This window comes from Peribacillus sp. TH27 (assembly GCF_016650915.1).
GTDB classification, from domain to species: Bacteria; Bacillota; Bacilli; order Bacillales; family DSM-1321; genus Peribacillus; species Peribacillus butanolivorans.
The window spans coordinates 2,094,879-2,107,784 of the sequence record NZ_JAEKEV010000002.1 but is presented as its reverse complement, the minus strand read 5'-3'; the positions used below and the strand labels follow the sequence as shown (position 1 = coordinate 2,107,784).

Sequence of the window (12,906 nt, the reverse complement as noted above, 5' to 3'; positions counted from 1 at the left end):
CTTTTTTTGTACCATTTAATTTATAAACTTTTTCTCTAAACCTTCCTTAAGCTAAAATTACCCAAAATGGTCTTTCATCCTTCGTGTACTTCATACATACCTTTCAAATTACTTGTTTTTCATTTAACGAATACTTAACGTTATTTTCGTTAAATGTATTATATAATTAAGAATAATCTATTTCAATAAAATTTTCAGAAAAAAAGGAATCTTTTTTTTTCTAGCTTTAGTAATACTTTCTAAACAAACAAAAGGTTTTGAATCTTTTGCATGTATAAGTTCTACCACTCTTGACCTCACGATAGAGAAGTAAACCATATTAAGTAGCACCGTTTATTTATGTCAAACGGCGCTTTACATGTTATTAATATTTGGATCTCATTATTATTCCCTGTTGGGGTTAATTGGTTATTTTGATATAATAAATCTAATAGTATGATGTAGGGGTGAAGTAAACTTGTATAAAATTGGTGTTGTAGGTCCACTTTCATCTTTAAAGAAAATTCGGGATGTTACTAATGAATTTGAGCATGAAATAGATTTCATTGATTTTCCATATGAAGATGCACGAGAGGTAACGGACATTATAAAAAATCACCAAAACGCAGTAAATGGTTGGTTTTTCTCTGGACCAGTTCCTTATAGAATTGCAAAAGAAATGTTAGATTCAGAGGCCAATTTTACGTATTGTCCTCCTGTTGGATCTAGTTTATATAGATGTTTTTTACAAATGTCTGCGGATCAAAAGTATTTTTTCGATAAGATATCCATCGATATGATTCGATTAGAAGACTTTTTTTTGCAAGAGTCGCTACAAGAACTAGGAATTTCCACTGAACATATTTATGTAAAAACATTTGATGAACAATATAATTTTCAAGACATTGTTCAATTTCATCTTCAGTTGTGGAGGGAAGGGGAGGTACAAGGTGTCCTTACCGTTTTACAATCTGTATATGAAGCATTGAAGAAAGAAAATGTTCCTGTCTACAAAATAAATATGACAAAGATGGAAATTAGACAAGCGGTCAAGATTTTAATTGAAAAAGCAAAAAGTACTTATTTCAAGGATAGTCAGATAGGTGTAGAGATTATTGAAATTGATCAGTTTGATCAATTTGTAGACGAGGTTAATATTCGTTACCATCTGCAGCATTTGGAGCTGAAAATTAAACAAACATTGCTTTCATTTTGCGAAAAATTAGATGGATCCCTCATCGAAAATGGAAACGGCCGCTATCAAATATTTAGTTCACGCAAGGCAATTGAACGAGAAATTGGTAGCTTGCAAAGTACTGTTCAACAACTGTCACTTGAGATGGATGTCTCTGTTGCAGTTGGAATTGGTTTTGGTGAGACGGCTGCATCGGCTGAAATCAATGCTCGTAAGGCGATCCGTCATTCGAAGAAGCAAGAAAGTTCCGGCATTGTTGTTATCCAGGAAGATGGTTTAATGATCGAATCTGTAGGTCAAGAAGAACAATTGGCATATACCTCCCGTTCTAATGATAAAGAACTGCTAGATAAATTAAATCAGGCTAACATTAGTGTAAAAACGTATAAAAAGATTGAAGCATTGATTGATCGTATGGGCTGGGACGGCTTCACTTCCTCAGACTTAGCTTCTCATTTATCTATGACCGTTCGAAATGCCCAGAGAATTATGAGTAGTTTAAGTGAAAGCGGTTTAGTGGAGTACAAAGGAGAAGAACTTCAATCGCCTCGGGGAAGACCTCGTAAAATTTATATGTTAAAGAAGTAACACCTCGACATTTTTGATATACAATTTAATTTCCGAGGAAAGTTTTGAGGATTTCTCTTAATTAACTCTCCCTAAGTTAGCGTCACATTGCCATCAAGTTAACAATTTATAATACCCTCAGAACAAAATTTTGGGCTTTCTTGTAACAAAGAAGCTCATTTTATCGTTTTGGGGGTTGTCCTATTTTCTTAGCTTGATGGGCATGTGGTGTACCTCAATAAGCATATAAAAGAATCCTCCAATTCTAAACAGCAGCATATAAGATTCATTATATGAACTTTTGAATGTACGTTCGTTACATTCAAATTAGAGAAAATACCCTTGTTCAACTAAAGGGTCAGGATAGTGCAATAAAGAATTCAATTTATAAAGGAATTTTCACCATTTAAAAAGAATAATTAATTATAGTAATAAACAGAGGGAGAGATGAAATGTTTCCAATATTAGAGACAGAAAGACTAATATTAAGAGAAATAACAAAAGAGGATGCAGAAGGAATTTTTGCTTGTTTTTCTAACGAAAATGTAACACGTTATTATGGACAAGAAACATTAGAGAGTATAGAAGAAGCAGAGAAATTCGTTGATTTCTTTTCAAATAACTACAATGAAAAAAGAGGCATACGCTGGGGGATTGAAAAAAAAGAGACCAAAGGTATAATTGGAACAATTGGTTTTAATGCTTGGTTACCTAAACATAAAAGAGCAGAAATAGGTTACGAAATCCATCCAGAGCAGTGGGGAAAAGGATATGCTTCAGAAGCAGTATCTAGAGTTCTTACATATGGTTTTGATGTTATGAATTTAACTCGTATAGGTGCTGTTGTATTTTTAAACAATGAAGCATCTAATAAGTTACTGACCAATATTGGTTTTCAAAAAGAGGGGGTTTTGAAGAAATATATGTATCAGAATGGTATAGCACACGATACATATGTCTATTCATTACTTAAAAATAATAAGTAAACGTGTTTAGCTAACGGCTTTAAAGGCTGTGACGATCAGCTTTTTTCTTATGCAACGAACGGGGCAGGATTGTTGATTAAAGAGCTATTTTATTATGTTAAAAGTGTTAAAATAAACTATGTAGTGGTTGGTTAAATCGGCTGTATAATCTCTAAAAGAAAGGAATAATATATAATGTTGACTTTCATTTTAGTTGTTCTGATGTTATTTTTAATCCCAGGTCCCGCTGTTTTTTTGACAATATCTCAAACTATTAAAGGTGGAAAAAAGAATGGAATTATCACAGGCTTGGGTATTGCTGTTGGTGACTTAATTCATACTCTTGCGGCAGTTGTTGGACTTTCCGCGATATTAATGACATCTACACTTGCTTTTGGAGTTGTTAAATATTTAGGTTCAGCATACTTAGTTTATTTAGGAATAAGAGCTTTGCTTGAAAAATCAAAGAAAATTGAAAAACCTATTATTAAGAAAGTGAATAATAATCTATCATTTCGTCAGGCTTTGTTAATTGAATTACTAAACCCTAAGACTTCATTATTTTTCTTAGCTTTCTTACCACAGTTTGTAAAAAGTGATGGTTCCCCAGTGACAATTCAGCTTTTAATGCTTGGGTTAACATTTGTACTGATGAGCATAATGTATACCACTCTCTTAGTTTTCCTAACAAGTACAATTGGCAACAAGTTATTAGTTAAATCTAACAGCAGTTCAAATTGGTTTGGGAAAGTCGTAGGTATAGTCTACATTGGTTTGGGAATAAAGTTAGCTCTTCAAACACACGAATAGATAAATATATTTTTATTCGTTAATCAACTAACAGGTGCAATCGTTCTTTAAAGAGCTGTGATGATGATCAGCTCTTTTTCTTATGCAACAAATGGAGCAGGTTAGTTATTTAAAAAATTATGATAAAATAGGGAAAATTTTATTACTCATATCAAAAGAGACTTTTGTTTTCTTAAAGAAACTAAGAAGCACATTTCCTTATAGTCGGTACGCTAATTCCTTTTAATCACCCTTCAAAATATAAAAGACGCATTGGGAAATTATTTACCAATATATTGATTGAGGAAATGTGCTATTGCCGTATAGGCAGTTATTTTATTATTTAGTTTTACGATGGAATGACCTTCATTTTCAAAACAGATAAACTTTACAGGGTGATTTCTTGCCATTAATTTATTTACGATTTGTTCAGATTCTTCAATTGGGACGCGTGGGTCATTAGACCCATGAAGTACCATCAGCGGACTGGTAATCCGGTCAGTAAGTTTCAATGGATCAATCAGATCATAAAAGTTTCCGTCCTTTTCAATAGTTCCATATTCAACTTCGCGAAGTTTGCGTCGCCACGGACTGGTTTTTTTAAGAAAAGTTCTGAAACTTGAAATCCCAACGAGATCAATTGCAGCAGACCATAATTCCGGATAGTGAGAGATGGCTGCAAGAACCATAAATCCTCCGTAGCTCCCTCCCATAATGGCAACTCTATTAGGATCAGCGCTTCCTTCTTTCTTTAACCAATCTACTAAAGAAACAAGATCTCTTACGGAGTCCATTCGTTTGCGAACATCATCCAGATGAGTATATGTTTTTCCATATCCTGTACTCCCGCGTACGTTAGGAGTAATTACTGCATAGCCAAGGCTTAGGAAATACTGCAGAACTGGATTGAAAACAGCACGGATTTGGCTTTCAGGACCCCCATGAACATATAGAATAACAGGAATTTTTTCTGATTGGGTATTTGGCTTGAAGTAAAAGGCAGGTATTTGGAGATTGTCAAAAGATTTAAAGGAAATAAGAATGGGCTCAATTAATTTATTTTCCAAAAACTTTGTCTGAAGAGATTGAGTAAGCCGTTCTGTCTTCATTTTCTTTAGGTCAACCTGCCATATATCAGACGGATAGGTCGGCCCATTGAATACATAGGCTAATTTTTGATTGTCGGGTGAAAATGTTAAGCTAGTTATCATCCCCATTGGTGTCATCCATGTATAAAGGGCACTTGATTTTAGATCTAAAAGAATGCCTCTTGAAATACCTCCTTCATTAATTGAAAAAGCTAACTTTGAATGATCTTTACTCATAGCGAGGCCTTCAAAGTCCCACTGTCCTACCTCCAGCCAAGTGATATGTTTTGTTGAAAGATCAATGATCGAGAGCCCAAAAAATTCTCTATCTTGATTTGTTAATAAATAGAGATGATCTCCATCCTTACTGAAATGAGGGTTTTTATAGCTTGCTTCACCCTGATGATCTGTTAACCAATTCATTTCTCCTGTGTCAAGATTCAGTAAACCTAAATCGTTATCCAACTGGGAATTTGTTTTCCGAATCAATAACGAATTACAATCAGGAGACCACATGATGGAGGAATAGAGTCCATCCTTTGACAAAACCATTTGTATTTCTAATGTTTCGATATTTTGAATATAGATATCGAAAAAGGCAGGATGTCGACGATTGCTTGACCAGGCTATCCATTTTCCATCAGGTGAGTGACCCCCATATTCATGTTTATGGTCAGGAGAGTTGGTAAGCGGAATCAGTAGACCATCACTTTTGAGTAAAAACAGTTGTTGCTTCTCATTACCGCAGACATCCATGCCGATGAGAAGGCCGCGTTGTGATGAACTGTTTAAATATTTAACAAAAGTAATTCGTTCATTAGTAAAAGAAATTCGGGTAGGTTCACTTATATCGAAATCCTTTGCCCAAACCTGAGGTAAACCAGAATAATCAGCAATAAAGATTAACTTATTACAATTTGGATCATAAACAGGGTTACTGACAGTTCCAACAGACAAATATGATTTGATGCCAATTTCTTTCATACATTCACTCCTTAAAATGTGCTAGAAAAGAGAGGAATTGAGATAGCCCAAATAATAAAAAGCTCAAAAGGATCTAATTACGTCTCACAACCATTATATTTAGATGCATATATATCATGTACTTTATATCTTGGCTATGAGTGCCGAAAATAGTTGAGAACTAGATTTTAGGGAATGTTTTTAAAAGGTTTTTCCATAAGTAAATCTATAAAAGTAGTGAGCTATTTTAGTCTTTAATCATCAAATCCAGAAGGGAAACCCTCCTAGCATATTTCAAAGGGGGTCACAAAAATTTTATTTTAATTTTTGTGACCCCCTTTGTTTTTTTATCCATAACACGAAATTGGCATGTACTTTTTTGTATTTAGCAAGTTTGTTTTTTAGATTCCTATAACACAGTCGATTGTTATTGAAACCATCGATAAAATTTCCAAATAATGAGCATGAAGATCATGTATCCGAAAAGGGAATAAGAATGATGCCATGCTTCGCTATGAGTAAACAATCCTAAATTCTCCGAAAAAGATTCGGAAATACTTATACAAAGTCCAATCAAAACGATAAACAGTATTCTTGAATATGCAGTCAACGCTTTTGCGATCCATAAAAAGAGCGTAGTAAAGATTGGCAATATCAATAATGTAAAAGCGACATTGATTGTAAATGTATCTGGGAATGGTCTTGCCGGAAAGGAATACATTTGTTTACCTACAAACAGTAAGTCTAAATACGTTCCGATGAAACTAGAGAAAATTATTGTGGCTACAAAAGCCCGATGGTTACTCATCTTCTGCTTCTTCTCGGAGTAGGACGTTTTTTTTTGCCAGAATGGCAAGTTCAATTTTTTCAAGCGTTGTGCAGTATTCATCATAAATCTCCCCATCTATATTTTCTCCCTTATCGATTAAGTACTCCATGATGTGCCAGTCTTCAAACCAGTCTTTGCTTTCCTCCTCTTCATGATTAAGATCTTTCCATGTGTATATTAATCGAGGACTGTATAAGCGATCCGCACCTTTTCTTAATTGGCACTTTTTTGTTCGACGTTTATAAAATGCACGGGAGAATGATTCGTTTACATCATTAAACAAATGCGGCCAGTAGTCTTTTCGCGAACCGGTATGTGGATGATCATGAGCCCAATCTACTACTCCTGATAAGATGTTCTCACGGCTAAACAGCAGTGAGTATAATCGCTTGCCCAGCAATATTCGCTCATGAAGGGAGGTGAAATGCTTCATTGTATTCCCGACTAGTAATGTTTCTTGTTTGGTCTCATCTTTATAGAATGGAAAAAGAATGTGATTAAAGCGAAAAAAATCATAAAGTTTGAATCCAATACTATTTAGTACGGTCTTTTTAAAATGGGCATTTTGAATGACCCTTTTTTCTAAATAGCTTTGTTCATTAATAACAGTGGCAATGGCTAACATATACTGGTCGCCTGTTCTCCAAAAATGGTTCCATAATGTTTCCATAAACGTTGATACATTGAAAAAAGGTAGAAGATGAAACAGTCTTTTTGATCTTTTGACACTTTGTTCATACAACAAAAATTGTGGGTACACATCTTGGAAGATTAACCAGTTCCCTCGTTCCAAAAAAGAAAAGAAGATAAGTTGATCTTTTTCCGACAATAGTCTTGTATATAAATCCCCTTTTAAATCCGTCATATTCCAACCGCCATTACGCGATACCATATGTCCAAGTAGTGCCCAGTGTATTTCTGGGTAACGGAGGTAAAACTGAAAATAGGCATGCGTTCGCGTCACATTATTATTGTTGTGTTGTCTTGTTCGTTCTTTTATTTCGTGTATTAACATTGTCTCTTCTCCCGTTAACTCCCCCGTTTTAACAGAAGTCTGTTTTTTACCTTTTTTCTTTAATTCATCTTTTACATCTAAAAGAGAGTACGGAAACGTCTTGGAAAATCCGTTCCATTTCCTTTTCCGATCGTTGTGATGCATCCTTCTTCCTCCCATTAACTTGAATGTTCTTCTTTTTTAGGCCAAATAGGTTATCGTAATAACCAACAGGTGATCAAATTCTTCAATCTATTTATGAGAAATCAATCTTTTAAACTTCTAGTAAGGATTTTTAAAGGTATTTTAACAGTGTAGCTATCATCAGTTTATTACGAACGTGAGGAACAAATGATGATCGTTTTTTCGTACAAGAGGTAGCGTGCACATTTTAATGTTATCTGTACTAAGAAAATCATAAGTATTTAAAGTATTCTAAGAAGACAAAATTGAGTGAAAAGTTTCTTTCAATATTGAGGGAGGATAGTTAAAGAGTGCTGTTTGATCTTTGTTCAACAATTGAACCATTTTATTGAATAAGATCTGCATAAATATCCCCTTACGCAGCCATTTAGGTGCGCTTGAGAGGCGTAAACGTTGATTTATCAATGGTGTATAAACGAAGATGTTTTGTAAACCTCACATGAATAACGTATACAAGGTATTTTTCTTTCATATCGCATGATAAAATGGTGTAAAAGGGAAATATTGGTGTGGTTAGGAATGTTTTTACAGCTATAAACACCATTTCTATCATTCTTTTCTTTTTGCTACTGTTATTTTTCATTTCTCTTGGTTCATTTATACGATCAAGAGTAACAAACCAAACTAACAGAACTCTAATACAAATTAAATAAAAGTGAGATAAAATGAATGAATTACGGAAAAACAACAGAAGAATTAGAACTTACGATAATGTGAATTATGTTAAACTAGGATATTCTATAAGAACAATGAATATATTACAGATGATAAAGGAAGTCGAATACAGGATGTATAAAATCGGACTAGTCGGTCTAAAAACTTCTATAGAACGGATATTAGACTTGGCAGAAGAATATAAACATGAGTTGGAATTCATCTCTTTTCCCTATGTAAATACCGAAGAGGTAGAGGGAATTGTAAAAGAACATAATTCTCACGTACATGCATGGCTTTTTTCTGGTCCACTTCCCTATGAAATTGCGACAAAAACACTAGGTAAAGATAAAATAATGGTCCATGTTCCTGCTACGGAATCAGGTTTTTATAAATCTTTTTTAGAGATGATCTACGAACAGGGGAAAATTATTGAGCATCTAAGTATTGATACTATGTCCTCAAATAATATTAGCGAAGAAGCTTTGTCACAGTTGAATATAAAAACCCAAAAGATTTATACGAAAGTGTTTGAGTTAGATGTTGATACGAATGAATTGGTACATTTTCACTTAAATTTATGGAATAAGGGAAGGACAGAAGGCGCTTTTTCTTGTTTTCCGTCTGTGTGTGAAGCTTTAAGGGAATACGGGATTCCAGCCTATCGGATGACGATGAGTAAGATGGAAGTGCGACAAACGCTTCGGATTCTTTCTGAAAAAGTAAAGACTTCCTACTTTAAAGACACACAAATCGGAGTTGAAATCATTGAAGTTGAATATTTTAACAGAGTGGCAGAGGAAATGAAAACTCCTTATCATTTACAGTACTTGGAGCTCCGGCTAAAAGAAATGTTAATTCAACTTGGTGAAAAAATAAATGGTTCCTTTTCAGAGAAAGGGAATGGAAGATACATGATTTTTAGTTCGCGCGGCGCAATTGAACGAGAAATTATTATGCTCGAAGATACCATTCAAAAATTGGCCTTTGAAGCAGATACAACAGTTGCTGTTGGAATTGGCTTTGGCGAGACTGCCTATTCGGCGGAAATCAATGCTTTTCGTGCTATTCAACATTCAAAGGATATGAAGAAGCGTGAAATTGTGATTATTCAAGATGATGGCAAAATTATTGAATCACCAGGCAAAAAGAAAGAACTACAATATGATACCCGTACTCACAATAAACTCCTTATAGAAAAGTTAAAAAAGGGAAATATAAGTGTTAAAACGTATAAGAAGATATCGGCTCTCGTTCAAAGAATGGGCTGGAGTGATTTTACTACAAAGGACTTAGCGACATATCTTGAGATGACAGAGCGCAATGTTCGGCGTATTGTTGCGGATATGTGCGAGGTTGACTTGGCACAATGCGTTGGTGAAGAGGCTAACGCCACCCGTGGAAGGCCGAGTAAAATTTATCGATTATTATAAATTATAAGCACCCATAATTTGGGTGCTTATTTTTTTTGTACCTTAATTTAGCATATTAAAGCGTTGAAAGGGAAAAATTAACTATTGGATTCAGTCAGAAAAAATAGTTTAGAATTTTCAAAAAAATATTGAAATAAAGCTTATGAAATATTATACTCCATTTAAGGAATTTCTTCCTTAAACTATCCGAAAATAGATATTGTTATGTAAATTGAATGAAAAAGGAGTTGTAGTGGATGTCTCAAACGATAATGATTCATGATTTAATCGAGGCTGTTAAAGATGAAGTGATTGGGTGGCGAAGATATTTACATAAGTATCCGGAGCTATCTTTTCAGGAAGAAAAAACAGCACAATTTGTTTATGAAACGCTACAAACTTTTGGTGATTTGGAAATTTCACGTCCGACAAAAACGAGTATAATGGCTCGTTTAATTGGCCAGCAGCCTGGGAAGGTTATTGCACTGCGGGCAGATATGGATGCGCTTCCAATTGAAGAAGAGAATGATTTTGACTTTGTATCACAGAATTCAGGCGTGATGCATGCTTGCGGACATGACGGGCATACGGCGATGCTGCTTGGCACGGCAAAGATTCTTACCCAGTTAAAGAATCAAATTAAAGGGGAGGTTCGCTTTTTATTTCAACATGCTGAGGAACTGCCGCCCGGTGGAGCCCAAGAGATGGTGAAAGCAGGTGTGCTTGAAGGAGTAGATATGGTCATTGGCACTCATCTCTTGTCGACTCTACCTTTAGGAAAAATTGGTTTGGGCTACGGTCCGATTATGGCTGGAGCTGATACTTTTGCAATTACCGTGGTGGGTAAAGGGGGGCACGCCTCACAGCCTGAACTTACGGTTGATCCCATTGCAATTGGAACTCAGGTTGTATCAAATCTCCAGCACATTGTTTCGAGGTATCATGATGCTCAGGAAGCTCTAGTGATTTCAGTGACTCAGTTCCATGCGGGAAGTGCGATTAATGTTATTCCAAGTAGTGTAAGCATTGGAGGTTCCGTTCGAAGCTTTAATCCGGAACTGAGGGAAAAGATTCCAACCTTTATCGAACGCATTGTAAAAGGAATTACTGAGGCACATGGGGCTACTTATGAATTCGATTATCAGTTCGGTTATGCTCCGACCATTAATGATGAAGAAGTTACCCGATTGATGGACGAAACGGTCTGTGAAGTATTTGGTGAAGAAAGTCGAGAGATTTCAAAGCCAATTATGGGAAGTGAAGACTTCTCTGCTTTTCAAAAAGTAGTTCCGGGATCTTATATTGTAATAGGAGCTCGTAATGAAGAAAAAGGGATTATATATCCTCACCATCATCCCAAATTTACTTTCGATGAACAGGCTTTACAATATGGGGTGAAGTTATTTGTTCACGGGACTTTTAAAATGTTAAATCTAACATACTAGGGGGTTAAGAGTATGAAAAAAATATATTGGCTTGGAATTATCCCGTTTCTTGGCTTTATTGTAGGCGCTTTGTTTACTAATAAAGTGACTCCCTATGTTCTAGGAATGCCATTTTTTCACTTTTGGATTGTACTCTGGTCTGTGCTAACCACAGGTATTATGGGGATTATATATCTACTAGATCCTGCTAATCAGAAGGGAGATTCAAGATGAATATTGCCGTGTTTTTCATCCTGTTTTTTTTCGTCATTTCTGTTTTGATTGGTATCCAGGCTAAAAAAGGGAAAGAAATGAACTTAGAACAATGGTCAGTTGGGGGACGTGGAATGGGAACCCTATTGATTTTCCTCTTGTCCGCAGGTGAAATGTATACGACCTTTACATTTTTAGGTGCAAGTGGATCGGCTTATGGGGAAGGAGGCTCCATCTTTAGTATCGTATCATACGGCTGTCTGGCTACAGTCATCTCCTACTGGACATTTCCTGCTATCTGGAGGTATGCAAAGAAACACCAATTAGTTTCCCAATCAGATTTTTTTGTAAAAAAATATCAAAGTCCTTATCTTGGTGTGCTTGTTGCTGTAATAGGTGTTATAGCTTGTACTTGCTACTTAGTCCTGCAATTGAAGGGGTTAGGATATATCGTTTCTGCAACATCCTATGGGGCCATTTCATCTACAGCTGCCATTTGGGTTGGAGCAATTGGTGTAACCATTTTTGTAATGGTTTCAGGTATTCACGGTTCTGCTAGGACAGCTATCTTGAAGGATATTCTGATTCTAGGCATTGTCATATTTTTAGGAGTTTATTTCCCTCTTCATTATTATGGCGGTCTTCAACCTATGTATGAGGCCATTGAAAATGCAAAGCCGAACTATACCATACTTCCGGATCAAGGAATGAGCGTTTCGTGGTATATATCGACCGTTATATTAAGCTCTATTGGATTTTATATGTGGCCGCACGGGTTTTCTCCTATTTATGCTGCCTCTAGCGAAAAGGCTTTACGAAAAAATGCAATCCTAATGCCAATGTACCAATTGATTTTGTTGTTTGCCTTTTTTGTCGGATTTGCAGCTATCTTACAGACGCCTGGATTAAAAGGCGCGGAAGCCGATCTTATCTTGCTGCAGCTTTCTAAACAGGATTTTGATCCATGGTTTGTGGGCTTAATTGGTGGCACGGGCGTGTTAGCCGCTTTAGTACCAAGTTCAATGCTGTTGATGTCAATATCAACATCTCTGGCGAAAAATGTATATAGCGTATTCACTCCATCAGCAACGGAAAATCAGATTGCAAAACTGGTAAAATTCTTGGTTCCCCTTATTTCTCTCGTAGGGATTTACTTAACCTTTAAAGGTGGAAATTCCCTCTTTAGTCTCGCTTTAATCGCCTATAATTTTATCACACAACTTGCTCCTGCCTTTTTCGCAAGTTTGATGAGAAAGAATTTTGTAACCAAACATGGAGCATTCGCCGGGATTATAACAGGAGGCGTGCTAGTTTCTATTATGGAACTAGGGAACATAAAAATTGGTCACTTGTTTCCTTATCTTCCTCAAGCAATTAAAGACTTGAATGTAGGAATTATAGCCCTATTTGTTAATATCGTAGTTTTAGTGGGTGTCAGTGTGATGACAAAAAACATTACTAATACTCATAAGGATAATGATGTTTTAGAGACAACAACAGTAGAGCACAAGGTTCTAATACAAAAAGAATCTAACAGATAACACAACATGTATAGTAACTAATCCAAGAGTAATTCACTTCTAAAAAGATTATGTAAATACGAATGCCCTCCAGTTAAACGATCTGGAGG

At 35.6% G+C, this 12,906-nt stretch carries 10 protein-coding genes; 7 read left to right on the top strand and 3 right to left on the bottom strand.

The window, feature by feature from the left end:
• The first annotated feature begins 457 nt into the window (after positions 1 to 457).
• The 3 genes from JFU24_RS11545 (at position 458) to JFU24_RS11535 (ending at position 3,516) form a co-directional block, all read left to right on the top strand.
• Positions 458 to 1,762 (top strand): hypothetical protein, encoded by a 1,305-nt coding sequence (locus JFU24_RS11545; protein WP_201182421.1) that lies wholly within the window; start codon positions 458 to 460, stop codon positions 1,760 to 1,762.
• Between the two features lie 431 nt (positions 1,763 to 2,193).
• Positions 2,194 to 2,727 carry a GNAT family N-acetyltransferase gene (locus tag JFU24_RS11540; RefSeq protein ID WP_201182419.1) on the top strand — a complete coding sequence of 178 codons (534 nt, stop codon included), beginning with the start codon at positions 2,194 to 2,196 and terminating at the stop codon, positions 2,725 to 2,727.
• A gap of 174 nt (positions 2,728 to 2,901) precedes the next feature.
• Positions 2,902 to 3,516 (top strand): LysE family translocator, encoded by a 615-nt coding sequence (locus JFU24_RS11535; RefSeq protein ID WP_201182417.1) that lies wholly within the window; start codon positions 2,902 to 2,904, stop codon positions 3,514 to 3,516.
• Between the two features lie 260 nt (positions 3,517 to 3,776).
• Here JFU24_RS11535 and JFU24_RS11530 read toward each other — a convergent pair whose 3' ends face one another.
• From JFU24_RS11530 to JFU24_RS11520, 3 genes are all read right to left on the bottom strand, one after another.
• Complete coding sequence (locus JFU24_RS11530; RefSeq protein WP_201221950.1) at positions 3,777 to 5,567, bottom strand: S9 family peptidase; 1,791 nt, start codon at positions 5,565 to 5,567, stop codon at positions 3,777 to 3,779.
• 406 nt (positions 5,568 to 5,973) lie between these two features.
• On the bottom strand, positions 5,974 to 6,354 hold the full coding sequence (locus tag JFU24_RS11525; RefSeq protein ID WP_201182413.1) for a CBO0543 family protein: 381 nt from the start codon (positions 6,352 to 6,354) through the stop codon (positions 5,974 to 5,976).
• On the bottom strand, positions 6,347 to 7,534 hold the full coding sequence (locus tag JFU24_RS11520; RefSeq protein WP_201182411.1) for a DUF2515 domain-containing protein: 1,188 nt from the start codon (positions 7,532 to 7,534) through the stop codon (positions 6,347 to 6,349). Before JFU24_RS11520 ends, JFU24_RS11525 begins: the two co-directional genes overlap by 8 nt.
• An 827-nt stretch (positions 7,535 to 8,361) precedes the next feature.
• On the opposite strand from JFU24_RS11520, the gene JFU24_RS11515 reads away from it, so the two are divergent.
• The 4 genes from JFU24_RS11515 (at position 8,362) to JFU24_RS11500 (ending at position 12,817) form a co-directional block, all read left to right on the top strand.
• The gene (locus tag JFU24_RS11515) at positions 8,362 to 9,660 is read left to right on the top strand and encodes a hypothetical protein (RefSeq protein WP_201249961.1); all 1,299 of its coding nucleotides are present in this window, start codon (positions 8,362 to 8,364) and stop codon (positions 9,658 to 9,660) included.
• 236 nt (positions 9,661 to 9,896) lie between these two features.
• Positions 9,897 to 11,084 carry a M20 family metallopeptidase gene (locus tag JFU24_RS11510; RefSeq protein ID WP_201249960.1) on the top strand — a complete coding sequence of 396 codons (1,188 nt, stop codon included), beginning with the start codon at positions 9,897 to 9,899 and terminating at the stop codon, positions 11,082 to 11,084.
• A gap of 12 nt (positions 11,085 to 11,096) precedes the next feature.
• Entirely contained in the window at positions 11,097 to 11,297 is a 201-nt protein-coding gene (locus JFU24_RS11505; RefSeq protein ID WP_053344651.1) for a DUF3311 domain-containing protein, read from the top strand.
• A complete protein-coding gene (locus JFU24_RS11500) occupies positions 11,294 to 12,817 on the top strand; it encodes a sodium:solute symporter family protein (protein WP_201249959.1) in 1,524 nt (507 codons plus the stop codon). Before JFU24_RS11505 ends, JFU24_RS11500 begins: the two co-directional genes overlap by 4 nt.
• The last annotated feature ends 89 nt before the right edge of the window (positions 12,818 to 12,906 follow it).